Source organism: Streptomyces sp. NPDC086787 (genome assembly GCF_044745865.1).
In the GTDB taxonomy this organism is placed as follows: domain Bacteria; phylum Actinomycetota; class Actinomycetes; order Streptomycetales; family Streptomycetaceae; genus Streptomyces.
Genome location: NZ_JBIVBC010000001.1, coordinates 211,910 through 235,245 on the forward strand (window position 1 = coordinate 211,910; position 23,336 = coordinate 235,245).

Sequence of the window (23,336 nt, forward strand, 5' to 3'; positions counted from 1 at the left end):
CTTGCGCGTAGAGGTGTTTGTGCCCTTGTGAAGGGCATATATCGGTCACCGCGCAACCCGCACATGGCAAGAAGGGAGCCCTCCGTGGACAGAGACCTCTCCGCGGGGAACACCACGACGACCGTCGTGGGTCGACTCGCCCTGGGAATAACCCTGTTGGCATTCGGAATCGGCTACACCGGCGTGATCGACGGCGTTTCGGCCGCCGACGCCGTCGCACTGGCCCACTACGTGGGCGGCGTCGCCCTGTTCGTCGCCGGCCTGCTGGCACTCCGTGACCACGACACCGCCTCCGGTACGGCGTTCTCGGCGCTCGGCGCCCTCTGGTTCACCTGGGCGGTCTCCGCCGGAAGCCAGATGTCCGAGAACGCGGCCGGCCTGTTCCTGCTCCTGTTCGCCCTGGTGGCGCTCTCCCTGACCCTGGCGGGCGGGGACGTGCTGGGCCAGGGCATGTACGGCCTGCTGAGCGTCTCGATGCTCGTGCTTGCGGTGGCCGGCTTCGCCGACAGCTCCGCACTCACCAAGGCCGGCGGCTGGGTGGCCGTCGCGGCGGGGGCGGTCGCGTGGTACGCGGCGACGGCGGCCCTGGCCCACTGGCCGACCGCGCTTCCGGGTCGTGCTGCCGGCCGGGGGGTGACGGCCACCGGCTAGCCGCGCGGCCGGGGGGTGGGCGGCTCCCCGGCAACCGGAACGGACCCCCGCGTGATGGTGGCATCACGTGGGGGTCCGTTTTCGTTGTGTCCGGTCGCTGAGGGCCGTGGGGGTTGCGGGTCGGGGTTATTCGACCGTGACCGACTTGGCGAGGTTCCTCGGCTTGTCGATGTCCCGGCCCATGACCTTCGCCGTGTGGTAGGCGAGGAGCTGGAGCGGGATGCCCATCAGGATCGGGTCCAGCTCGTCCTCGTTCTTCGGGACGACGATGGTCTGGTCGGCCTTCTCCTGGCTGTGGTGGGCCACCGCGAGGATCTTGCCGCTGCGGGCCTTGATCTCCTCCAGGGCGGCGCGGTTCTTCTCCAGCAGGTCGTCGTCGGGGACGATCGCGACCGTCGGCAGGGCGGGCTCGATCAGGGCCAGCGGACCGTGCTTCAGCTCGGAGGCCGGGTAGGCCTCGGCGTGGATGTAGGTGATCTCCTTGAGCTTCAGGGAGGCCTCGCGGGCCACCGGGTAGCCCCGGACACGGCCGATGAAGAGCATCGAGCGGGCCTCGGCGTACTCCTTCGCCAGCGCCTTCACCTCGTCCTCCTGCTTGAGGATCTCGGTGATCTGCTCGGGCAGCTTCCGCAGACCCGCGATGATCCGCTTGCCGTCGCGGACCGAGAGGTCACGGGTGCGGCCGAGGTGCAGGGCGAGCAGCGCGAAGGCGACCGTGGTGTTGGTGAAGCACTTGGTGGAGACCACGCACACCTCGGGGCCGGCGTGCACGTAGATGCCGCCGTCGGCCTCGCGGGCGATCGCCGAGCCGACCACGTTGACCACACCGAGGACCCGGGCGCCCTTGCGCTTCAGCTCCTGGACGGCGGCCAGCACGTCGTAGGTCTCACCGGACTGCGAGACCGCGATGTACAGCGTGTCGGGGTCCACGACGGCGTTGCGGTAGCGGAACTCGGAGGCGGGCTCGGCGTCCGCGGGGATGCGGGCCAGCTCCTCGATCATCTGGGCGCCGATCATGCCCGCGTGGTACGAGGTGCCGCAGCCGAGGATCTTCACGCGGCGGATCCGGCGCGCCTCGCGGGCGTCCAGGTTGAGGCCGCCGAGGTGCACGGTGGAGAAGCGGTCGTCGATGCGGCCGCGCAGCACGCGGTCCACGGCGTCGGCCTGCTCGTGGATCTCCTTGTGCATGTAGGTGTCGTGGCCGCCCATGTCGTAGGAGGCGGCCTCCCACTCCACGGTCGTCGGCTCGGCCGTGGTGCGGGTGCCCTCGGTGGTGTAGGTGCGGAAGTCGTCGGCCTTGAGGGTGGCCATCTCGCCGTCGTCCAGAGTGACTATCTGACGGGTGTGGGTGACCAGCGCGGCGATGTCCGATGCGACGAACATCTCCTTCTCACCGATGCCGAGGACCACCGGAGAACCGTTTCGCGCCACGACGATGCGGTCCGGGAAGTCGGCGTGCATCACGGCGATGCCGTAGGTGCCCTCGACCACGCGCAGCGCCTGGCGGACCTTCTCTTCCAGGGTCTCCGCCTGGGCGCGGGCGATCAGGTGGGTGAGCACCTCGGTGTCGGTCTCGGAGAGGAACTCGATGCCGTCCGCCTCAAGCTTGCGGCGCAGGTCGGAGGCGTTGTCGATGATGCCGTTGTGCACGACGGCGACCTTCTGGTCGCCCGACATGTGCGGGTGGGCGTTCACGTCGGACGGGGCGCCGTGGGTGGCCCAGCGGGTGTGGGCGATACCGGTGGTGCCCTTGAAGCGGGCCGGGACCTTGACCTCCAGGTCGCGCACGCGACCCTTGGCCTTGACCATCTTCAGTCCGGCTGCCTTCGGGGAGCTGACGACGATGCCCGCGGAGTCGTAGCCGCGGTACTCCAGGCGCTGCAGGCCTTCCAGGAGCAGAGGGGCGACGTCACGCTTCCCGATGTATCCGACAATTCCACACATGTATAGGTATCCCCAGCCTGTGGTTCCGGTCGTCCGGCGGTTATCAGCCGTAGACCATGCGGCGCAGCTGCCGGAGCGTGAGCTCCGGCGGTGCCACCGCCCGGTATTTCAGGTCCGACTCGATCCGGTCGAAGATCGTCGCGTTCACCAGCCCCTGGGCCTGTAGCTCCCGGTGGCGGCGGCGGACATAGTCCTCGGTGGTCTCGTCGAAGTAGGCGAGCACGTCCTGTATCACCCGCAGCGCCTCGCCCCTGTTCAGGGGAGTGGACCGCGTCAGATGATCAACGAGTTCATCGTGCACCCGCTAGATCATGGGGCAAGGGCGCCGGTTACGCAAGAAACCTGCCCGATTTCGGGCAGCAGGGTGTTGAAACGAACTTGGCAGAAGGTTGAATCTCTCATGGATCCGTGTTCGTGATCTGTCCATCCTGCGTCTTGCGTCCGGTCGCCCACGGGGACGAGTTTCAGTCGCCATGGACATTCCTCGTATGGGCGTACCCGAGAAGCTCGCCGAGCGCATGAGCATGGCCGAGCAGCACGAGTACCTGCGCGCCAGATTCTCACGGCGCACGATGATCAGAGGCGGCGCGGTCACGCTGGGCGCCGTCACCGGTGGCGCCTTCGTCTCCGGCGGAACCGCCCAGGCGGCCCCCGCCGCCGTTCCCACCCGGTCCACCGCCCCGGCCGTCGAGGCGGTCGACGGCGCCTATGTGGCCCCCTTCGGACGCCACCTCGCCTTCGGCAACGACCCGAGCACCGAGATGACGATCTCGTGGCAGGTCCCGGTCGCCGTGCGGCGGCCGTTCGTCCGCATCGGCGCCCACCCCTGGGACCTCTCCCGCAAGATCGAGGCCGAGGTCCGCACCCTGTACACGCCGGCCGGAGTCGGCGCGAGCGGCGACCGCACGCAGTACTACCTGCACGCCAAGCTCACCCACCTGCGGCCCGGCCGGACCTATTACTACGGCGTCGGCCACCACGGCTTCGACCCGGCCGAGGGGCACCTCGCCGGCACCCTCGGCACCTTCACCACCGCCCCCGACCGGGGGCAGCCGTTCACCTTCACGGCCTTCGGCGACCAGGGCGTCAGCTACCACGGCCTGGCCAACGACAGCCTGATCCTCGGCCAGAACCCCGCCTTCCACCTGCACGCGGGTGACATCGCCTACGCCGACCCGTCCGGCGCCGGCAAGACGTCCGACACCGGATACGACTCGCGCGTGTGGGACCAGTTCCTGTACCAGACCGAGTCGGTCGCCAAGTCGGTGCCGTGGATGGTCTCCTACGGCAACCACGACATGGAGGCCTGGTACTCGCCCAACGGCTACGGCGGCGAGGAGGCCCGCTTCACGCTGCCGGACAACGGCCCCGACAAGAAGAACCTGCCGGGCGTCTACTCCTTCGTCTACGGCAACACCGCGGTCATCTCGCTGGACCCCAACGACGTCTCCTTCGAGATCCCGGCCAACCTCGGCATCTCCGGCGGCACCCAGACGAAGTGGTTCGAGGCGCAGCTGAAGAGGTTCCGGGCGTCCCGGGACGTCGACTTCATCATCGTGTTCTTCCACCACTGCGCCTACTGCACCTCCACCGCGCACGCCTCGGAGGGCGGTGTCCGCCAGGAGTGGGTGCCGCTGTTCGACAAGTACCAGGTGGATCTGGTCATCAACGGCCACAACCACCAGTACGAGCGCACCGACGTGATCAAGGGCAACCAGGTCACCAAGAAGCTCCCGATCGGCGGCACCGCCTACCCCGAGACCGAGGGCGTCGTGTACGTCACCGCGGGCGCGGCCGGCCGCAGCCTGTACGCGTTCACCGCTCCCGACTCCTACGAGGGCCACGAGAACGAGGTCGAGTCGGTGGCCTCCTTCGTCAACCTCAAGGATGGCAAACAGAACGAGACCGTGGCCTGGTCCCGGGTGCGCTACCTCAACTACTCGTTCCTGCGTGTGGACGTCCAGCCCGCGCCGCGCGGCCGCCACGCCACCCTGAAGGTCTCGGGCATCGCCGAGACGGGCGAGCGTATCGACCACTTCACGGTGGCCCGCCGGGCCAAGTAGCCGACGAGCCCACGGAAGAGCGACGGGCACCCCGGAGGACCGTACTCCGGGGTGCCCGCCCGTCCGGGCCGGACACGGCCCAGGGGTCAGAACCCGGCGATCGGGTTCCGCAGGGTGCCGACCAGCTGGAGCGCGCCGGAAGGGTCCGCCAGGTCCACCATCTGCCGGTTGTCGCGCAGCTGGAGCCGGTTGAGGCAGGACAGGGCGAACTCGGGCGCGAACATGTCGTACTGCCGGAAGCGGTCGGCGAGTTCGGGCATCGACTCCTGGTACTCCCGGGTGACCTCCGCGACCGTGCGCCAGAAGTCGTCCTCCGTGAGGACCCCCTCGGCGGCGAGCCCGGCCGCGAGGAAGCGGAAGAAGCAGTCGAACACGTCCGTGAAGACGGACAGCAGCTTCATGTCGTCGGGGACTTCGGCCCGGATGCGCCGCACCTCGGGCGGCAGCACCGCGTCCGGGTCCATGACGACGATCTCCTCGGCGATGTCCTTGTAGACCGCGCGCCGCACCACGCCGTCCTCCAGGACCAGGATCACGTTCTCGCCGTGCGGCATGAACACCAGGTCGTAGGCGTAGAAGCTGTGCAGCAGCGGTGTGTAGTACGCGTGCAGGTAGCCGCGCAGCCACTCGGCCGGCGTCAGCCCGGAACGCTCGATCAGCGCGGCCGCGAACGACGCACCCTCGTGGTCCGTGTGGACCAGGGACGCCATCGTGGCGAGCGACTCGCCCTCCTTCAGGCCCGCGACGGGGCTCTCCCGCCACAGCGCGGCCAGCATCTTGCGGTACGGCGAGTAGCGGTCCGTCGCCGCCTCGTACTCCAGGTGCCGGTAGCCGACGGCCGCCCGCTCCCGGATGATCGACAACCCGGTCGACGTGAGCACCGGGTCGTTCTCGATCAGCTGGGCCAGCCAGTCGTTGATCGCCGGGGTCGCCTCCATGTAGGCGGCGGAAAGGCCCCTCATGAAGCCCATGTTGAGGACGGACAGGGCCGTCTTCACATAGTGCTTCCCGGGGTTCGACCGGTTGAAGAAGGTGCGGATCGACTGCTGGGCCAGGTACTCGTCGTCGCCCTCGCCCAGACAGACGAGGTGCCGGCGGGCGACCTCGGCGGCGAAGGTGACGGAGAGCTTGTTCCACCACTGCCAGGGGTGCACGGGTATGAGCAGGTAGTCGTCGGGGTCGAGGTCCTGTTCGCGCAGGACCTCGTCGAACCGCTCGACGGTCTCCGCGCCCAACTCCGCCCGCACGAAGGACTCGTACTCGACACCGGCCCCGGCCGTGAACGCGGCCCGCGAGCGGTGCGCGGCGAGCCACACCAGCCGCACCGGGCTGGCGGTCTCCGGGGCGTACGACAGGTACTCGTGGACGCCGAACCCGAGCCGCCCGTTGTTGGCGACGAAGCAGGGGTGGCCCTCGGTCATGCCGGTCTCGATCTCCTGGAAACCGGACCGGGCCAGTTCGGCCGAGGTGACCTCGGGCTTGGCGAGCTTGTAGCAGGTGCTGGACAGGGTGGAGGAGATCTCCTCCAGATAGACCGGCAGGATCTCGTCGCTCAGCCCCAGCGTCTCCTTCAGCTCGACGAAGAAGTCGAGCGCCGTGACGGGCAGTTCGGCACCCTCGCGTATCCGGGTGACGGAACCGGCGTCCACCTGCCAGTGGTCCAGGGCACGGCGTACGGCGGTGAAGCGGTACCGGGTCAGCCCGTCGTCGCTGAGGACGACGTAACCCTCCCGGTCCGCCTCGGGCGTGATCAGCCGCTCGTGCGCGAACTCGGCGAGGGCCTTGCGGACCAGCAGACGGTTGGCCGTCTCCCAGCGTTCGGGGGAGAGATGAGCCACGGAGTCGGCGAGGTTCACGCGGTCACCCCCGCGGCCGCCAGGAACTGTTCCCGGGTGCAGAAGCTCAACAGCGCCTTCTTCTCCGGCTTCTGGATCTCGCGCTCGGGCACGAAGCCCACGGCCTCGTTCAGCCGGTGCACGGCCGTGTTGGAGACGTCCGGCTCCACGACGACACGGGCCACCGCCGGATCCTCGAAGAGGTGCGCCATCACGGCGGTGATGACGGACCGGGTGAACCCGTGCACGGGGGTGTCGGTGGCGGGCGTGAGGAAGTGCATGCCGACGTCGCCCGGCCGCGGCTCGTAGAGGCCGACGAGTTCGCGTTGGGCCGGGTCGTATCGCTCCATCAGGAAGGCGGGCACGCCGTCGGCGAGACCGAGCAGCGCGTGGTGGTGCTCGTCGGCCGCGATCTCCATGTAGGCGCGCTCGACGTCCTCCAGTCGCGCGTCCTGCATCATCCAGAACGCCGCCTTCGGATGGGTGACCCAGGCGTGCACCAACTCGGCGTCGCTGAGCGGGTCGAGGGGGCGGAAGGTGAACGTCGTGCGGCTCATATGGCGAACTCCTGGAACGCGATGGTCTTCTCGACCGGGTAGTACTCGGTGCCGAGCAGCTCGCGGATGATGGAGCTGTTGCGGTAGGCGCCCATGCCCAGGTCGGGGCTGGTGATGCTGTGCGTGTGGACGCCGGCGTTCTGGAGGAAGACGCCCCGGCCGGTCACGTCGATCGCGTAGTTGCGGGCGATGTCGAAGGCGCCGTGCGTGTCGTAGCGCAGCCGGTCCCGGACGGGTGCGAGGAACTCCGGCTCGGTGTACGCGTAACCGGTGGCCAGGATCAGGCCCTGGGAGTCGATCGCGTAGTCCTTCTCCTGCTCCTCCTGGCGGAAGCCGAGGGTGTACGTGCCGTTCTCGTACGTCGCGCCGGTCAGCGTGGAGTTGGTGAGCAGCCGGGTGGGCACCGAACCGCCGAGGTTCTTCTGGTAGAGCAGGTCGAAGATCTCGTTGATCAGGTCGCCGTCGATGCCCTTGAACAGGCCCTTCTGTTCGGTCACGAGACGGTGGCGGGTCCGCTCCGGCAGCGCGTGGAAGTAGTCGATGTACTCCGGGGAGGTCATCTCCAGCGTGAGCTTGGTGTACTCCAGCGGGAAGAAGCGCGGGGAGCGGGTCACCCAGTTCAGCCGGTAGCCGTGGACGTCGATCTCGCCGAGCAGGTCGTAGTAGATCTCGGCGGCGGACTGGCCGGATCCGACGAGGGTGATCGACTCCTTCTTCTGCAACTCCGCCCGGCTCTGCATGTAGCGGGAGTTGTGGATGAAGTCGCCGCCCAGTTCCCGGCACGTCTCGGGGACGTACGGCGAGGTGCCGGTGCCGAGAACCAGGTGACGGGCCCGGTACACGTCACCGGCGTCGGTGCGCACCAGGTAGAGCCCGTCCTTCTCGTCGTACGTCACCTCCGTCACCGTGGTGCGGAAACGGACGTTGCTCAGCCTGTTGGCGGCCCAGCGGCAGTAGTCGTCGTACTCGACCCGCAGCGGATAGAAGTTCTCGCGGATGTAGAACGGGTACAGCCGACCCTTCTCCTTCAGGTAGTTGAGGAAGGAGTAGGGCGAGGTGGGGTCGGCCAGCGTGACCAGGTCCGACATGAACGGGGTCTGGAGGTGGGCGCCGTCGAGGAACATGCCGGCGTGCCACTCGAAGTCTGGCTTCGACTCCAGGAAGACACCGTCGAGTTCGGCGATCGGCTCGGTGAGGCAGGCGAGGCCGAGGTTGAAGGGGCCGAGCCCGATTCCCACGAAGTCGTGGGTGTGGTGCGTGGTTTCAGGACGCGCGGTCAAGGGACTCTCCCAGGTACTGCTCGGCGTGGCCGGCGATCAGGTCGAGGACGGCGGCGATGTCGGCCGCCGTCGTCTCGGGATTGAGCAGGGTGAACTTCAGGTAGTGGCGGCTGCCGACCTTGGTGCCCGCGACCACGGCGTCGCCGGAGGCGAACAGGGCCTTGCGGGCGTACAGGTTGGCCCGGTCGATCTCGGCCGGGTCGGTGACGGACGCCGGGATGTAGCGGAAGACGAGGGTGGACAGCGACGGCCGTACCACGACGTCGAAACGCGGGTCGGCGGCGAGCAGTTCCCAGCCCTCGGCGGCCAGGTCGCACACCTCGTCGAACAGCTCGCCGATGCCGTCGGCGCCCATGACGCGCAGGGTCATCCACAGCTTGAGCGCGTCGAAGCGGCGGGTGGTCTGGAGCGACTTGTCGACCTGGTTGGGGATGCGTTCCTGCACGCTGCGGCGCGGGTTGAGGTACTCGGCGTGGTATGTCGCGTGCCGCAGGGTCGCGGTGTCGCGGACCAGGAGGGCCGAGGAACTCACCGGCTGGAAGAAGGACTTGTGGTAGTCGACGGTGACCGAGTCGGCGCGCTCGATGCCGTCGATCCGGTCCCGGTGCTGCAGGGAGGCGAGCAGTCCGCAGCCGTAGGCGGCGTCGACGTGCATCCAGGTGCCGTACTGGGCGCAGAGTTCGGCGATCTCGGGCAGCGGATCGATGGAGCCGAAGTCGGTGGTTCCGGCGGTGGCGACGACGGCCATGGGCACGAGGCCGTCCCGGGTGCAGCGCTCCAGCTCACGGGCGAGTGCGACGGTCTGCATGCGCTTGTCGTGGTCGACCGGGACCGAGACGACCGCGTCCGGGCCGAGGCCGAGGAGTTTCGCGGACTTCTTCACGCTGAAGTGGCTGACCTCGGAGGCGAAGACGCGCAGTTTGCCGAGGTCGTCCGGCTTGGTCTCCTCGCGGGCCAGCAGCAGCGCCTGGAGGTTGGACTGGCTGCCTCCGGAGGTGAACACGCCGTCGGCGGCCGGCCCGAGGCCGAGACGGGCCGTCGTCCAGTCGACCAGCTTCCGCTCGATGAGGGTGGCGCCGGCCGACTGGTCCCAGGTGTCGAGGGAGGAGTTGACCGCGGAGAGCACCACCTCGCCGAGCACCGCCGGGATGACCACGGGGCAGTTGAGGTGGGCGAGGTAGCGGGGGTGGTGAAAGTAGACCGCGTCGCGGAGGTAGACGTCCTCCAGCTCGTCGAGCACGGCGGCGGTGTCGCGCAGCGGGCGGTCGAGGTCGATCCGGTCGACGACGGGGGTGAGGGCGTCGACCGTGACTCCGCTGAACGGACTGGTGGTGGTGGCGAGTTTGGCCGCCACCCGCTCGACTCCTTCGGTCACGGAGCGGCGGTAGTGCTCCGCGGTGGCGTCATTGAGCAGGTGCGAGCGCATGAGGGAACCCTCCGGGGGATGGCGTGACGTGCGGAAAGGGGAAGGGGACGGTCCTTTCCGCTCCACTTAGGTTAGCCTAACCTGAGTAGAAGTTGGGAATCCGGTCCTCCCGTGACTACCGTCACGTCGTGCGGAGTTACTCCGCCTCGCGGAACTGCTCCTCCGTCATACCCCGCCGCCAGTAGCCGACGAAGGTGACCTGACGGCGGTCGAAGCCGCGCTCGCGGACCAGGTGCCGGCGCAGCTCCTTCACCCGGCCGGACTCACCGGCGATCCAGGCGTACGGCCGCTCGGCGGCGGGCAGTCGGGATGCCCGGACGGCCTCGGCGGCCGTGGGGGCGCCCGCGTCGCGCACCAGCCAGGTGATCTCCGCGTCCGCCGCGGTGCCCAGATCCTGGATGTCCCCGGCGTGTGGCACCTCCAGCCAGACGCGGGCACGCGTACGGGCGGGCAGGGACTCGAGGATGGCCGAGGCGGCGGGCAGGGCGGTCTCGTCGCCCCAGGCGACGACGAGATCGGTGCCCTCGGGCGGGCGGAAGCGGATCGCGCGGTTCTCGGCGACCGCGGGGCCGAGCAGCAGCACCTGGTCACCCGCGGTGGCGCGGGCGGCCCAGCGGGAGGCGGGGCCCGCGGGGGCGGCGGAGGCGGCGGGTCCGGCGCCGTGCAGGGCGAAGTCGATGTCGATCTCGCTCGTACGGCCGAGACCGTCGCGGCGCAGCGCGCGCAGCGTGTACGAGCGCATCACCGCGCGCACGTCGTCGGGCAGTTCACGCCAGCCCTGCCACCAGTGGTCGCCCAGTTCGACGGGCACCACGGGCTCGGTCTGCCCCGGGTGCGGCAGGAACAGCGACAGGGACTGGTCGCGCCCGTGGGAGTGGAACGCGTGCAGGTCGTCCCCGGCGAAGGTGACCCGGACCAGAGACGGGCCGAGCCGCCTCGTCCGTGCGACCCGGAGGGCGAAGAAACGGAACGGGGCGGCTGCGGCCGTCTTCATGGGTGGTGCTCCCGGGAAGTCAGGAAGTGATCAGCTGACCTTCTTCGCCTTCTCCAGCGCCTCGGCGAGGTTGGTGAGCAGCGGCACGCACTTGTCGTAGGACAGGATCGGCTCGGGGGAGCGGGGGATGACCTGTCCGGCCTTCACCGCGGGGAGCTTCTTCCAGGTGGGCTTGGTGATGTCGGCCGGCTGGAGGCCCTGGGCGCGGTCGTCCATCATGATGATGTCGGCCTTGTACTTGTCGACGTTCTCCCAGCTGAGGCTCTCGAACCAGCCGCCGCCCTGCTTCTTGGCGCTCTCCGGCGGCTCCACGAAGTTCACGCCGAGGGACTTGAAGTACTCCAGGTCGACGGAGAGGTTCGTGCCCGAGACGTAGAAGAGCTGGTCGCTCGCCGAGCCGGCCAGCACCTTGATCTCGGGCTTGGCCTTGGCCGCGGCGCGCAGCCGGGCGGCGGCGGCCTCGAAGCGCTTCTTGGCCTCCGTCACCTTCGCGGCCTTCATGTCGGCGCCGAGCGACTGGGCCAGCTCAGCCATGCGCTGGAGCGAGACGGGCAGCTGGCGGTCGTAGACGGAGATGGCGACGCCGGGCGCCACCTGCGCGATCTTCTTCGCGGACTCCGTCGGGACGTACCAGAGGGTGCCGTCGAGGGTGGTGGAGATCAGTACGTCCGGGGCGAGGGACGCGTACTTCTCCACGCTGAACTGGCCCCAGGTCTTGCCGATGACGGTCAGCTTGCCGAGGTCCAGGTCACCGGCCAGGCTGTTGGTCTTGCCGGCCGCGGCCGCAATCTCACCGAAGACGCCCTTGACCGGGATGCCGTAGTCGTGCAGGGCCGCGCCGACGCCGAGGTAGGCGACGATGTTCGACGGGACCTTGTCGAGCTTCACCGTCTTGCCGAGGTCGTCCTTGAAGGACCAGGGGCCGGACTTCGCGGCCTTCGTGTCCTTGCCGGAGCCCGCGTCTTTGCCCTTGTCGTCCCCGCAGGCGGCGAGGGCGGCGCCGAGTCCGACGGCGCTGCCCGCGGCGAGGATGCCGCGGCGAGTGAGGTGGGTGGCACGGGCGTTGCGCATGGCAGTGCTGCTTTCGAACGGGGCGGAGCGCCCGCTGGACAGTTCGAAGATAGGTTAGCCTAACCTCACTCGTTGTCCAGGGGTGGGGTCGCTCCGGAAACCGCGGGGTTCAGAACTCGTAGTCGGTGACGACCGCGTTGCCGTAGACGTCGTAGACGGACGCGTGCCCTTCCTTCGAGTCCTTCCATGAGTCGAAGGCCTTGGCGATCGCCGCGGCCGTTGACTGCGGGTCCGCCATCGAGGACTCGCCGCCGTTGATGTCGGTCGATATGTACGCGTTGCCCGTCTTGGTGTCCCACTCGCCGATGATCCGCTCCACCAGGGCCGCGGCGTCCTTCTGCTGCGGGGTCCCGTGCTCCTTGACCCAGGACCGGAACTCCTGGGCGTTCTGCTTCGACCGCGCCTTGTCCGTGTCGGCCGGAAGCTTCTCCGTCACCCCGGTCCCGTCCGCCTTCGCGGTGCTCTCGGTGCAGGCGGCGGTGCCGGCCGCGAGCAGGGTGCCGAGGGCGAGAGCGGCGACGACGTGGGGGATGCGCTTCACGAGGGTCTCCATCGAATGTGTGAGTAAGAGGTGATCAAACGGTAAATGCCAACGTACCGGCGCCCGTTCGCGGGTGCCGGTACGACTGGGGTGTCTGCTGAGGCTCGGTCGGTGCGGGCCTAGTTGGTGCAGGGGGTGACGGCGGCAGGGCTGAGGAGGCAGTTGGTGGGGGTGTTACCGGTGATGGTGGTGCCGGTGGGGTTGATGGCGACGGTGGGGTTGATGGCGACGGTGGTGTAGACGCCGCCCGGCGCCGGTGCGGTGGGGGAACGGTTTCCGGTGATCGTGCTGTTGGTGATGGTGTAGCTGCCGCCGGAGTTGTAGATGCCGCCGGAGACCGATCCGGTGCCGGTGGCCTTGTTGGCGGTGAGGGCGGAGTTGTCGATGGTGACGGTGCCACCCGCCGAGTAGAGGGCGCCGCCCTGGGAGTACTGCCCGGAGGCCAGGTTCGCGCTGACGGTCGACGTGCTGCCGATGTTCATGGTGTTGGTGTTCGTCCAGATCCCGCCGCCCTGTCCGCCGGTGCCGACGGTCTTGCGCCACACCGAACACGCCGACGGTCCCCCCGTTCTGGCACTCGATCGGCTTCGCGGCCGGCCGAAGACACGACGCCGGCAGCGGCCTCGCCGATCTCGGTGTCCCGGGCGTTGTCGACGGCGACCGTGCAGGGCTGCCCGACCCGGTCGCCCACGCGCAAGCGCCCGGCCGGAAGACCCCGGCCGGGCGCCCGCGTGAACCGTCGGACGGGGCTCAGCCCGGCAGTCCCAACTCCCGCGCGATCAGCATCCGCTGCACCTCGCTCGTGCCCTCGCCGATCTCCAGGATCTTGGAGTCGCGCCACATACGGGCCACCGGGTACTCGTTCATGAAGCCGTAGCCGCCGTGGACCTGCGTGGCGTCGCGGGCGTTGTCGACGGCGACGGTGGAGGAGTACAGCTTGGCCATCGCCGCCTCCTTCTTGAACGGCGCGCCCGCGACCAGCCGGTAGGCCGCGTCCCGCCAGGCCAGCCGGGCCGTGTGGGCCTTCATCTCCATGTCGGCGATCTTGAACTGGATGGCCTGGTTGGCGCCGATCGGGCGGCCGAAGGCGTGCCGCTCGTGCGCGTACTTCACCGACTCGTCCACACAGCCCTGCGCGAGGCCGGTGGCGAGCGCCGCGATGGCGATGCGGCCCTCGTCCAGGATGCGCAGGAACTGGGCGTACCCGCGGCCCTCCTCGCCGAGCAGGTTGGCGGCGGGCACCCGGACGTCCTGGAAGGACAGTTCACGCGTGTCGGAGGCGTTCCAGCCGACCTTCGAGTACGGCGCCGCGACGGTGAAGCCGGGGGTGCCCGACGGAACGATGATCGCGGAGATCTGCGGCCTGCCGTCCGGCTTGCGGCCGGTGACCGCGGTGACCGTCACCAGACCGGTGATGTCCGTGCCCGAGTTGGTGATGAAGCACTTCGTGCCGTTGATGACCCATTCGTTGGTGTCCGGGTCCAGACGGGCCGTCGTACGGGTCGCCCCGGCGTCGCTGCCGCCGTCCGGCTCGGTGAGCCCGAAGGCGCCCAGGATCTCGCCCGCGCACAGCCGGGGCAGCCATTCGCGCTTCTGCTCGTCCGTGCCGAAGAGGTGGATCGGCATCGCGCCCAGCGAGACACCCGCCTCCAGGGTGATGGCCACGGACGAGTCGACGCGGGCCAGTTCCTCCAGGGCGATACCGAGGGCGAGGTAGTCGCCGCCCATGCCGCCGTACTCCTCCGGGAACGGCAGCCCGAACAGGCCCATGCGGCCCATCTCGCGGACGATCTCGTAGGGGAACTCGTGCCGCTCGTAGAAGTCACCGATCTTCGGCGCGACGACGTCGTGCGCGAACTCCTCGACCGTGCGGCGGAGTTCCTCCAGCTCGGGGGTGAGACGGTGGTCCATGGTGATCACTGGTCCTTGTGGGAGAGGGCGCGGACGGTACGGGACGGGCTGGGTCGGCCCAGCTGTTCGGCCATCCACACACTGGTGGCGGTCAGACGGCCGAGGTCGACCCCGGTCTCGATGCCGAGGCCCTGCAGCATCCATACGAGGTCTTCGGTGGCGAGGTTGCCGGTGGCGGACTTGGCGTAAGGGCAGCCACCGAGGCCCCCTGCCGAGGCGTCGACCGTGCTGACGCCGTGCTGCAACGCCGCGTGGGTGTTGGCGAGCGCCTGGCCGTAGGTGTCGTGGAAGTGCACGCCGATGACGTTCGTCGGCACGCCCTCCTCGTTGAGGGCCGAGAGGAGCGCGAGGACATGGCCCGGGGTCGCGACCCCGATGGTGTCCCCGAGGCTCAGCTCGTCGCAGCCCATGTCCATCAGCGCCTTGCTGACACGCACCACCTGGTGGACCGGGACCGGGCCCTCCCAGGGGTCGCCGAAGCACATCGAGACATAGCCGCGGACATGGGCGTCCGCGTCCTTCGCCTGCCGCACGACCGGGTCGAACACCGCGAGCGACTCGTCCACCGTGCGGTTGAGGTTGGCCTTGGCGAAGGACTCGGTGGCGCTGGCGAAGACGGCGACCCGGCGGGCGCCGAGCGCCAGCGCGCGGTCCAGCCCGCGCTGGTTCGGCACCAGCACCGGCAGCTCCACCGGCAGACCGGAGACCTGTGGGAACAGCTGCTCGGCGTCGGCCAGTTGGGGCACCCACTTCGGGTGCACGAAACTGGTCGCCTCGATCGTGGTCAGCCCGGCGTCGGCCAGCCGGCGGATGAACTCCGCCTTGACCTCGGTCGGCACGGCCGACTTCTCGTTCTGCAGCCCGTCGCGCGCGCCGACCTCGTGGATCCGCACCCGTGCGGGCAGGTCCTGGGCCGGTACGGCCATGGGGAGTCCGTCGATGGTCACTCCGCCGCCGCCCCTTCCGTGTCGTGCGGTGCGATGACGGCCAGCACCTGGTCCATGGCGACCGTCGTGCCGGGCTTCACGTCCAGTTCGGCGACCGTGCCGGCGTGCGGGGCGGAGATGACGTGCTCCATCTTCATGGCCTCCACCACCAGCAGGCTCTGCCCGGCGGTCACCTCGTCGCCGACGGCCACCTTCACGACGGTCACCGTGCCGGGCATGGGCGCGGTCAGGGAGTCGGCGCCCGCGTGCGCGGACCGGCTCAGGGACGCGGCCACCGGGTCGTGGTCGCGCACGTGCCAGGCGTCGCCGTCACGGCCGAGCCAGTCGGCCGCACGGTGGAAGGTGTGGCGGACCCCGTCGAGGGTGACCGCGACCGAGTCCGGCGAGACGGAGTGGGTGCCGCGGGGGACGTAGTCCACCGGGTCCTGCACCCGCAGGTGGAAGCCGACCGGCTTCGGGGTGCCGCCGAGCCGCCAGCCGCTCGGCACCGAGAACGGGTCGGTCCAGCCGCCGTCCCGCGGCCTGAGGGATTCCTGCCGTACGGCCGCCGCCGCCTCGTACACCTCCTCCGGCACGTCCGTGGGAACCAGCTCGTCCACCACCCGCTCCACCAGGCCGGTGTCCAGCTCGCCCGCCACGACCGCCGGATGGGCGAGCAGCCGGCGCAGGAAGCCCGCGTTGGTCTGCACGCCCAGCGTGACCGTCCCGGCGAGGGCCGCCCGGAGCTTGCGCAGCGCGGTCTCCCGGTCGGGGCCGTACGCGATGACCTTGGACAGCATCGGGTCGTACAGGCTGCCGACCTCGGTGCCCTCGCTGAGCCCGGAGTCGGTGCGGATGCCGTCGCCCTGCGGTTCGCGCAGCCGCAGCACCGTGCCGCCGGACGGCAGGAAGCCGCGCGCGGGGTCCTCGGCGCACAGCCGGGCCTCGACCGCGTGCCCGGTGAGCCGCACGTCCTCCTGCGCGAAGCCCAGCCGCTCACCGGCCGCCACCCGCAGCTGCCACTCGACCAGGTCGAGTCCCGTGATCAGCTCGGTGACCGGGTGTTCCACCTGGAGGCGGGTGTTCATCTCCATGAAGTAGTACGACGACGGGTCGACGCCCGGCACGATGAACTCCACCGTGCCCGCGCCCCGGTAGCCGCACGAGCGGGCCGCCTGCACGGCGGCCTCGCCCATCGCGGCCCGGGTCGCCTCGTCCAGGAGAACGCTCGGCGCCTCCTCGATGATCTTCTGGTGCCGGCGCTGGAGCGAGCACTCGCGCTCGCCGAGATGGACCACGTTGCCGTGGCCGTCCGCCAGCACCTGGATCTCGATGTGCCGGGGGCGGTCCACCCAGCGCTCCACCAGGAGCGTGTCGTCCCCGAAGGAGGCGCGGGCCTCGCGGCGGGCGGCCGCGATCTCCTCCTCGAGGACCGACAGGTCGCGCACCAGGCGCATGCCCTTGCCGCCGCCGCCCGCCGAGGGCTTGAGCAGCACCGGCACCCCGATCTCCCGGGCCGCGTCGGCCAGCTGGGCGTCGGTCAGACCGCTCCCGCTGGAGCCGGGGACCACCGGGACACCGGCCGCGCGGACCGTCTCCTTGGCGCGGATCTTGTCGCCCATCAGGGAGATCGCGTCCGCCGACGGTCCGACGAAGACCAGCCCCGCCTCCTCGCACGCGCGCGCGAAGCCCGCGTTCTCGGCGAGGAAGCCGTAACCGGGGTGGACGGCCTGGGCGCCGGTGCGGGCGGCGGCCTCCAGGAGCCGCTCCACCGACAGATAGCTCTCGCCGGCGGCCGGCGGACCGATCCGCACCGCCGTGTCGGCCTCCCGGACGTGCCGCGCGTCGGCGTCGGCGTCGGAGAAGACCGCCACCGAGCGCACGCCCAGCGAGCGGAGCGTACGGATGACGCGTACGGCGATCTCGCCGCGGTTGGCCACGAGCACTGTGTCGAACACGGGTCCCCTCCTCACATCCGGAAGACGCCGAACTGGGGGTCACCCAGCGGCGCGTTGGCACAGGCGGTCAGTGCGAGACCGAGCACCTGCCGGGTCTCCAGCGGGTCGATCACACCGTCGTCCCAGAGCCGGGCGGTGGCGTAGTAGGCGTTGCCCTGACGCTCGTACTGCGCGCGGATGGGCGCCTTGAACGTGTCCTCGTCGTCGGCGGGCCAGGACTCGCCGCGCGCCTCCAACTGGTCCCGCTTGACGGTCGCGAGGACCGACGCGGCCTGCTCGCCGCCCATCACCGAGATCTTGGCGTTGGGCCACATCCACAGGAAACGGGGGGAGTAGGCCCGGCCGCACATCGAGTAGTTGCCGGCGCCGTACGACCCGCCGACCACCACCGTCAGCTTCGGCACGCGTGTGCACGCGACCGCCGTCACCATCTTGGCGCCGTGCTTGGCGATGCCGCCGGCCTCGTAGTCCTTGCCCACCATGAAGCCCGAGATGTTCTGGAGGAACACCAGCGGGATGCCGCGCTGGTCGCACAGCTCGATGAAGTGGGCGCCCTTCTGGGCGGACTCGGCGAACAGGATGCCGTTGTTGCCGATGATCCCCACCGGGTGGCCGTGGATCCGGGCGAAACCGGTGACCAGGGTCTGCCCGAACTCGGCCTTGAACTCGGCGAACCGCGAGCCGTCGACCACGCGCGCGATGATCTCGCGCACGTCGTAGGGGGTGCGGGAGTCGACCGGCACCGCGCCGTACAGCCCGAACGGGTCCACCTTCGGCTCGACGGCCGGCTGGACCTCCCAGGGCAGGTTCCCGCGCGCGGGGAGCGTGGCGACGATGTTCCGCACGATCCGCAGCGCGTGCGCGTCGTCCTCCGCGAGGTGGTCGGTGACACCGGAGACCCGGGAGTGCACCTCGCCGCCGCCCAGTTCCTCGGCGGTCACCACCTCACCGGTGGCGGCCTTCACCAGCGGCGGACCGCCCAGGAAGATCGTCCCCTGGTTGCGGACGATCACGGCCTCGTCGCTCATCGCCGGGACGTAGGCGCCGCCCGCCGTGCACGAGCCGAGGACGGCCGCGATCTGCGGAATCCCCGCGCCGGACATCCGCGCCTGGTTGTAGAAGATCCGCCCGAAGTGCTCGCGGTCCGGGAAGACCTCGTCCTGCATCGGCAGGAACGCGCCGCCGGAGTCCACCAGGTAGACACAGGGCAGCCGGTTCTCCAGGGCCACCTCCTGCGCGCGGAGGTGCTTCTTCACCGTCATCGGGTAGTAGGTGCCGCCCTTGACGGTGGCGTCGTTGGCCACGATCACGCACTCGCGGCCGCTGACCCGGCCGATCCCGGCGATCACGCCCGCCGCGGGCGCCTGTCCCTCGTACATCCCGTCGGCCGCGAGCGGGGCCAGCTCCAGGAACGGCGAGCCCGGATCGAGCAGCGTGTCCACGCGGTCCCGCGGCAGCAGCTTGCCGCGCGCGGTGTGCCGGGCGCGCGCCTTCTCGCCGCCGCCGAGCGCCGCCGCGGCCAGCTTGCCGCGCAGCTCCTCGACGAGTGCGCGGTGCGCGTCCTCGTTGGCCCGCCAGGCCTCCGACGCGGGGTCTGCCGCGCTCGTCAGCTCCGGTGCCTCTTGCATCCTGCGGTCCCCTCACCCAGCGATCGACTGTTAATGAGCGTTAACCATTTCCTTCAGGTTAACGACCGCTAACCTCCCTGTCTAGAATTGCTTTCATGGTCACCAGAGCCGACGCCCCGACCCGCCGCGAGCAGATCCTCAAGGAGGCCGCTCGCCTCTTCGCCGAGCGCGGCTTCCACGGCGTCGGAGTGGACGAGATAGGAGCGGCGGTCGGCATCAGCGGCCCCGGTCTGTACCGGCACTTCCCCGGCAAGGACGCAATGCTCGCGGAGCTGCTGGTCGGCATCAGCGGTCAGCTGCTGACCGGGGCGAAGCGGCGGCTCGCGGAGGCCGACGGCGCGGCGGACCCCTCGGCGGTCCTGGACTCGCTGATCGAGGGCCACATCGACTTCGCCCTGGACGACCGGCCCCTGATCACCCTCCACGACCGTGAGCTGGACCGCCTCCGCGACAGCGACCGCAAGCTCGTCCGGCAGCTTCAGCGGCAGTACGTCGAGCTGTGGGTGGAGGTCGTGCGCGAGGTCTACCCGGCTCTGGCCGAGCCGATGGCCCGCTCCGCGGTGCACTCGGTCTTCGGTCTGCTGAACTCGACCCCGCACCTCGGCCGCCCGGGCTCCCTGCCCGGCCGGGGGGTCACCGCGGAGCTGCTGCACCGGATGGCCCGGGGGGCGCTGGGCGCGGCGGAGGGGGCCGGCGACGGGCCCGGCGACTGACCCGTACGGGGTGGGGTACATCACCCTGGACGCCTCAACCTACCGGCCGGTACCTTGGGGTCTGAGCAAGCGCTTAGGCATACCCGATGTCATGCCGAAGGTACGTGGAGGTGGCGGCATGCGCCGTACGGTGTTCAACGAGGATCATGAGGCGTTCCGGGAGACCGTCCGGGCCTTCATCGAGGCCGAGGTCGTCCCCGTCTACGACGAGTGGTTCGCCGCCGGCGAGGCGCCGCGCGACTTCTACTACAAGCTCGCCGACCTCGGCGTCTTCGGCATCCGTGTCGACGAGGAGTACGGCGGCGCCGGCATCGACTCGTACAAGTTCGAGGCCGTCCTCTACGAGGAGACCTCCCGCGCGGGCGTCCAGTTCGGCGGCTCCGGCGTGCACGTCCTGCTCGGTCTGCCGTACATCAAGCTGCTGGCCACCGACGAGCAGAAGAAGCGCTACCTGCCGAAGTTCGTCTCCGGCGAGGAGATGTGGGCCATCGCGATGACCGAGCCGGGCACCGGCTCCGACCTCGCGGGCATGAAGACCACCGCCAAGCTCTCCGAGGACGGCACGCACTACGTCCTCAACGGCTCCAAGACCTTCATCACCGGCGGCGTGCACGCCGACCGGATGATCGTCTGCGCCCGCACCGCCGCGCCGTCCGCCGAGGACCGCCGCCACGGCATCTCCCTGTTCGTCGTGGACACCAAGGCCGAGGGCTACTCGATCGGCCGCAAGCTCGACAAGCTCGGCCTGAAGACCTCCGACACCGCCGAGCTGGCGTTCGTCGACGTCAAGGTCCCGGTCGAGGACCTCCTCGGCGAGGAGAACAAGGGCTTCTACTACCTCGGTCACAACCTGGCCTCCGAGCGCTGGGGCATCGCCTTCGGCGCCTACGCCCAGGCCAAGGCCGCCGTCCGGTTCGCCAAGGAGTACGTCCAGCAGCGCACCGTCTTCGGCCAGCCCGTCGCCGCCTTCCAGAACACCAAGTTCGAGCTGGCCGCCTGCCAGGCCGAGGTGGACGCCGCCGAGGCCGTCGCCGACCGTGCCACCGAGGCCCTCGACGCGGGCGAGCTGACCCCCGCCGAGGCCGCCAGCGCCAAGCTGTTCTGCACCGAGGTCGCCCACCGCGTGATCGACCGCTGCCTCCAGCTGCACGGCGGCTACGGCTTCATGAACGAGTACCCGATCGCCCGCCTGTACGCGGACAACCGCGTCAACCGCATCTACGGCGGCACCAGCGAGATCATGAAGTCGATCATCGCGAAGGACATGGGGCTGTAAGGCCCGGACGAAAGTCCAGGCGAAAGCCCTCCCACCCCATGAGTCAGGCACTCACGGCCCTGCTCCAGCTGCTCGACCTCGAGCAGCTGGAGCAGGACATGTTCCGCGGCCAGTCCCGGTCCTCCGTGGTCCCACGGGTCTTCGGCGGCCAGGTCGCGGCACAGGCACTGGTCGCTGCCGGGCGCACGGTCCCCGCCGACCGGCACGCCCACTCGCTCCACGCCTACTTCCTGCGCCCCGGCGACCCGGGCGCGCCCATCGTCTACACCGTCGACCGCATCCGCGACGGCCGGTCCTTCACCACCCGCCGGGTGGTCGCGGTCCAGCACGGACAGCCGGTCTTCCATCTCTCCGCGTCCTTCCAGACGTACGAGGACGGCCTCGACCACCAGGCCCCCATGCCGCCCGCCCCGGACCCGGAGACCCTGCCCACCTCCGACGAACGGCTGCGGGACTACGGTCATCTCGACCCCCACGTCGTGGCGAAGTTCCAGTCGTCACGCGAGGCGGTCGACCTGCGCTACGTGGACGAGCCGCCGTACGGCAGGTTCGGCGAGCCGCGCGAGCCGCACTCCCAGGTCTGGTTCCGCACCAACGGCAAGCTCGACGGCGACATCGACGTGCCGCTGCTGCACGTCGTCCTCGCCACCTACGTCTCCGACATGACCCTGCTCGACTCCGTGCTCCTCGCGCACGGCCGGGGCGGCTGGGCCGTCGGTGACGTCGTCGGCGCCTCGCTGGACCACGCGATGTGGTTCCACCGCCCCTTCCGCGCCGACGAGTGGCTGCTCTACGACCAGGAGTCCCCCTCCGCCCACGGCGGCCGCGGGCTCGGGCAGGCCCGCATATACACGCGGGACGGCCGCCTCGCCATCTCGGTGATCCAGGAGGGCGTCGTCCGCGTTCCGCGTCGGTAGCCGTCCTTCCAAGGGGCCGACGGGACCGCCGAGATGCCGAGCCGCGGGTCCGGGACTAGGCTTTTTGGGTGAAGCCGCAACCGCGCGGCATGACCGGCCGAACCGGTTCCGACACCCGGGACCAGGGCCGCAGTGACCCTCCGCACGACTCGGTGCGGACGGCCTGTGAGACATCGGCGGTCGAGCGCGTGCCTGTCTGAACACGCGGCGACACTCTGACCGCCGTTTTCGTCATCTACCGCGGCGGCCATCCACCTCGCACATCCCGCAGCGGGAATCGCGAGAGACGATGGAACGGAAAGGTATTTCTCATGCGAACACAACGCGCGAGGCGTGTCATCGCGGCGTCAGCCGCCGGCCTGCTGATGGCGGGCGGAGCCGCGCTCGGAGCCGCGGGCACCGCCGCGGCGTCGCCGAGCCACCAGAACAGCGGTTACAGCAACAGCTGGGTGGGCGACGACGACAACGACGGCTGGTGGGGCGACAGCTACGGCGGCGGCAACGGCGGCGGTGGCGGCGGCTACGGCGGCGGCGACAACGGCGGCGGCTACGGCGGCGGCTATGGCGGCGGCGACAACGGCGGCGGCTACGGCGGTGGCGGCTACGGTGGCGGCGGCAACGGCGGCGGTGGCGGAGGCTACGGCGGCGGTGGCGGCGGCAACGGTGGCGGTGGCGGCGGCAACGGCGGCGGTGGCGGCCACTGAGCCCCCGGACCCCGAAGCACCCCAGGCACGAATGACACGGCGTGCGGTTCCGTCAGACGGAGCCGCACGCCGCGGTGTTGAGCGGTCGCCGAGGCGTTCGGCGGTCCCTACCGCTCCGTCAGGCCCGCCTCCGCCAGCAGATACGCCGTCATCGGGTCGTAGTACCGAGGGCTCGGCACATGGTCGTCCAGCGGCACCGCCACCTGGAGCGTGCCCTCCGACTCGGCCAGGAACAGAGCCGGGTCGTTGCAGTCGGCGTATCCCACGGAGTCCAGGCCGGCCTGTGCCGCGTACCCGGCCCAGCCGTGGTCGGCGACCACCAGGTCGGGCAGCGGCCGGCCCTCACGGCCCATCCCGTCCAGGATCGCCCGCATCGGCTCGCCGGAGTGGGTGTGCCACAGCGTTGCGCCGTGCTCCAGCACCGCGACGTCCGCGAACTGCATGACGTACCCCTCGTCCGTCTGCAACCCGTCCGGGATGACCACGATCTCGCAGCCCACGGCGCGCAGCGCGGCCGCCGTGGCGCGGTGCACGTCCAGCAGACCGCCCGGGTGACCGGTCGCGAACAGCACCCGCTGCCGGTCCTCGGCCGCCTTGCGCAGCCGCCCCGCCAACCGGTCTAGCGCGTCGACGGTCAGCTCGGGGTCGATGGTGTCCTGTCCGTACCGGTAACCCGGGTCGTCGTTGACTCCGACCCGCTCCGCCATCACCGCGAGCACGTCCTGCTCGTCCGCCCACCGGTCCCCGAGTTCCAGCCCGAGCCACCAGTTCCGCTCGCCGTTGGCCAGCTTGCGGTAGTGCAGCAGGTTGTTCTCGCGCGGCGTGGCGACGTCACCCGCGATGCGGGTCCTCACAAGGTGGTCGACAAGCTCGGTGCGGCTGGGTGTCCCGGGTATCGGCATGCCTTCCATTGTGGGGCAGCGGTGTGGGGCGGCGGCGCG

The 23,336-nt window shown here is 70.1% G+C and carries 21 protein-coding genes; 6 read left to right on the forward strand and 15 right to left on the reverse strand.

All coding sequences use genetic code 11. From position 1 onward, the window contains the following. The first annotated feature begins 84 nt into the window (after positions 1 to 84). Positions 85 to 651 (forward strand): GPR1/FUN34/YaaH family transporter, encoded by a 567-nt coding sequence (locus ACIPK3_RS00990; RefSeq protein ID WP_402565411.1) that lies wholly within the window; start codon positions 85 to 87, stop codon positions 649 to 651. 126 nt (positions 652 to 777) lie between these two features. On the opposite strand, the gene glmS is transcribed toward ACIPK3_RS00990, so the two are convergent. After that, positions 778 to 2,595: a glutamine--fructose-6-phosphate transaminase (isomerizing) gene (glmS, locus tag ACIPK3_RS00995; RefSeq protein WP_402565413.1), complete on the reverse strand. Its 1,818-nt coding sequence runs from the start codon at positions 2,593 to 2,595 to the stop codon at positions 778 to 780. Positions 2,596 to 2,638: 43 nt separating this feature from the next. Then, entirely contained in the window at positions 2,639 to 2,896 is a 258-nt protein-coding gene (locus ACIPK3_RS01000) for a hypothetical protein (RefSeq protein ID WP_402565415.1), read from the reverse strand. Positions 2,897 to 3,083: 187 nt separating this feature from the next. Between ACIPK3_RS01000 and ACIPK3_RS01005 the strand changes: the two genes are divergently transcribed. Next, entirely contained in the window at positions 3,084 to 4,658 is a 1,575-nt protein-coding gene (locus tag ACIPK3_RS01005; protein ID WP_402565417.1) for a purple acid phosphatase family protein, read from the forward strand. Positions 4,659 to 4,744: 86 nt separating this feature from the next. Here ACIPK3_RS01005 and ACIPK3_RS01010 read toward each other — a convergent pair whose 3' ends face one another. From ACIPK3_RS01010 to ACIPK3_RS01065, 12 genes are all read right to left on the reverse strand, one after another. Then, positions 4,745 to 6,514: an IucA/IucC family protein gene (locus ACIPK3_RS01010; protein WP_402565418.1), complete on the reverse strand. Its 1,770-nt coding sequence runs from the start codon at positions 6,512 to 6,514 to the stop codon at positions 4,745 to 4,747. Continuing rightward, positions 6,511 to 7,050, reverse strand: a complete 540-nt coding sequence (locus tag ACIPK3_RS01015) for a GNAT family N-acetyltransferase (protein ID WP_402565420.1) — start codon at positions 7,048 to 7,050, stop codon at positions 6,511 to 6,513. Before ACIPK3_RS01015 ends, ACIPK3_RS01010 begins: the two co-directional genes overlap by 4 nt. Further along, positions 7,047 to 8,330 carry a lysine N(6)-hydroxylase/L-ornithine N(5)-oxygenase family protein gene (locus ACIPK3_RS01020; RefSeq protein ID WP_402565421.1) on the reverse strand — a complete coding sequence of 428 codons (1,284 nt, stop codon included), beginning with the start codon at positions 8,328 to 8,330 and terminating at the stop codon, positions 7,047 to 7,049. Before ACIPK3_RS01020 ends, ACIPK3_RS01015 begins: the two co-directional genes overlap by 4 nt. Continuing rightward, positions 8,314 to 9,756, reverse strand: coding sequence for a lysine decarboxylase DesA (desA, locus tag ACIPK3_RS01025; RefSeq protein ID WP_402565423.1), 1,443 nt, complete (start codon positions 9,754 to 9,756; stop codon positions 8,314 to 8,316). The genes ACIPK3_RS01020 and desA overlap by 17 nt, the downstream gene beginning before the upstream one ends. A 136-nt stretch (positions 9,757 to 9,892) precedes the next feature. Further along, the gene (locus ACIPK3_RS01030) at positions 9,893 to 10,750 is read right to left on the reverse strand and encodes a siderophore-interacting protein (RefSeq protein ID WP_402565425.1); all 858 of its coding nucleotides are present in this window, start codon (positions 10,748 to 10,750) and stop codon (positions 9,893 to 9,895) included. A 30-nt stretch (positions 10,751 to 10,780) separates the two neighbouring features. After that, entirely contained in the window at positions 10,781 to 11,821 is a 1,041-nt protein-coding gene (locus ACIPK3_RS01035; RefSeq protein ID WP_402565427.1) for an ABC transporter substrate-binding protein, read from the reverse strand. 109 nt (positions 11,822 to 11,930) lie between these two features. Next, positions 11,931 to 12,362 carry a hypothetical protein gene (locus ACIPK3_RS01040; protein ID WP_402565428.1) on the reverse strand — a complete coding sequence of 144 codons (432 nt, stop codon included), beginning with the start codon at positions 12,360 to 12,362 and terminating at the stop codon, positions 11,931 to 11,933. A gap of 119 nt (positions 12,363 to 12,481) precedes the next feature. Then, complete coding sequence (locus tag ACIPK3_RS01045) at positions 12,482 to 12,907, reverse strand: hypothetical protein (protein ID WP_402565429.1); 426 nt, start codon at positions 12,905 to 12,907, stop codon at positions 12,482 to 12,484. 205 nt (positions 12,908 to 13,112) lie between these two features. Continuing rightward, positions 13,113 to 14,273, reverse strand: a complete 1,161-nt coding sequence (locus ACIPK3_RS01050; protein WP_402565431.1) for an acyl-CoA dehydrogenase family protein — start codon at positions 14,271 to 14,273, stop codon at positions 13,113 to 13,115. Positions 14,274 to 14,278: 5 nt separating this feature from the next. Next, on the reverse strand, positions 14,279 to 15,220 hold the full coding sequence (locus tag ACIPK3_RS01055; protein ID WP_402565433.1) for a hydroxymethylglutaryl-CoA lyase: 942 nt from the start codon (positions 15,218 to 15,220) through the stop codon (positions 14,279 to 14,281). Further along, positions 15,217 to 17,157 (reverse strand): acetyl/propionyl/methylcrotonyl-CoA carboxylase subunit alpha, encoded by a 1,941-nt coding sequence (locus tag ACIPK3_RS01060; RefSeq protein WP_402565435.1) that lies wholly within the window; start codon positions 17,155 to 17,157, stop codon positions 15,217 to 15,219. The genes ACIPK3_RS01055 and ACIPK3_RS01060 overlap by 4 nt, the downstream gene beginning before the upstream one ends. 11 nt (positions 17,158 to 17,168) lie before the next feature. Beyond that, the gene (locus ACIPK3_RS01065) at positions 17,169 to 18,785 is read right to left on the reverse strand and encodes a carboxyl transferase domain-containing protein (protein WP_402565437.1); all 1,617 of its coding nucleotides are present in this window, start codon (positions 18,783 to 18,785) and stop codon (positions 17,169 to 17,171) included. A gap of 95 nt (positions 18,786 to 18,880) precedes the next feature. On the opposite strand from ACIPK3_RS01065, the gene ACIPK3_RS01070 reads away from it, so the two are divergent. From ACIPK3_RS01070 to ACIPK3_RS01085, 4 genes are all read left to right on the forward strand, one after another. After that, positions 18,881 to 19,498 (forward strand): TetR/AcrR family transcriptional regulator, encoded by a 618-nt coding sequence (locus tag ACIPK3_RS01070; RefSeq protein ID WP_402565439.1) that lies wholly within the window; start codon positions 18,881 to 18,883, stop codon positions 19,496 to 19,498. Positions 19,499 to 19,616: 118 nt separating this feature from the next. Next, on the forward strand, positions 19,617 to 20,774 hold the full coding sequence (locus tag ACIPK3_RS01075; RefSeq protein ID WP_402565441.1) for an acyl-CoA dehydrogenase family protein: 1,158 nt from the start codon (positions 19,617 to 19,619) through the stop codon (positions 20,772 to 20,774). 38 nt (positions 20,775 to 20,812) lie between these two features. After that, positions 20,813 to 21,691 (forward strand): acyl-CoA thioesterase, encoded by an 879-nt coding sequence (locus tag ACIPK3_RS01080; protein ID WP_402565443.1) that lies wholly within the window; start codon positions 20,813 to 20,815, stop codon positions 21,689 to 21,691. Between the two features lie 311 nt (positions 21,692 to 22,002). Beyond that, positions 22,003 to 22,395, forward strand: coding sequence for a hypothetical protein (locus ACIPK3_RS01085; RefSeq protein ID WP_402565444.1), 393 nt, complete (start codon positions 22,003 to 22,005; stop codon positions 22,393 to 22,395). A gap of 107 nt (positions 22,396 to 22,502) precedes the next feature. Here ACIPK3_RS01085 and ACIPK3_RS01090 read toward each other — a convergent pair whose 3' ends face one another. After that, on the reverse strand, positions 22,503 to 23,297 hold the full coding sequence (locus ACIPK3_RS01090; protein ID WP_402565446.1) for a phosphatase: 795 nt from the start codon (positions 23,295 to 23,297) through the stop codon (positions 22,503 to 22,505). Positions 23,298 to 23,336 lie beyond the last annotated feature (39 nt).

Coding starts and splice junctions, on each gene's coding strand:
- ACIPK3_RS01005 (WP_402565417.1), top strand. CDS start 3,084: ATGGGCGTACCCGAGAAGCTCGCCGAGCGCATGAGCATGGCCGAGCAG.
- ACIPK3_RS01090 (WP_402565446.1), bottom strand. CDS start 23,297: ATGCCGATACCCGGGACACCCAGCCGCACCGAGCTTGTCGACCACCTT.
- glmS (WP_402565413.1), bottom strand. CDS start 2,595: ATGTGTGGAATTGTCGGATACATCGGGAAGCGTGACGTCGCCCCTCTG.
- ACIPK3_RS01075 (WP_402565441.1), top strand. CDS start 19,617: ATGCGCCGTACGGTGTTCAACGAGGATCATGAGGCGTTCCGGGAGACC.
- ACIPK3_RS01015 (WP_402565420.1), bottom strand. CDS start 7,050: ATGAGCCGCACGACGTTCACCTTCCGCCCCCTCGACCCGCTCAGCGAC.
- desA (WP_402565423.1), bottom strand. CDS start 9,756: ATGCGCTCGCACCTGCTCAATGACGCCACCGCGGAGCACTACCGCCGC.
- ACIPK3_RS01030 (WP_402565425.1), bottom strand. CDS start 10,750: ATGAAGACGGCCGCAGCCGCCCCGTTCCGTTTCTTCGCCCTCCGGGTC.
- ACIPK3_RS01050 (WP_402565431.1), bottom strand. CDS start 14,273: ATGGACCACCGTCTCACCCCCGAGCTGGAGGAACTCCGCCGCACGGTC.
- ACIPK3_RS01085 (WP_402565444.1), top strand. CDS start 22,003: ATGCGAACACAACGCGCGAGGCGTGTCATCGCGGCGTCAGCCGCCGGC.
- ACIPK3_RS01070 (WP_402565439.1), top strand. CDS start 18,881: ATGGTCACCAGAGCCGACGCCCCGACCCGCCGCGAGCAGATCCTCAAG.
- ACIPK3_RS01080 (WP_402565443.1), top strand. CDS start 20,813: ATGAGTCAGGCACTCACGGCCCTGCTCCAGCTGCTCGACCTCGAGCAG.
- ACIPK3_RS01035 (WP_402565427.1), bottom strand. CDS start 11,821: ATGCGCAACGCCCGTGCCACCCACCTCACTCGCCGCGGCATCCTCGCC.
- ACIPK3_RS01065 (WP_402565437.1), bottom strand. CDS start 18,785: ATGCAAGAGGCACCGGAGCTGACGAGCGCGGCAGACCCCGCGTCGGAG.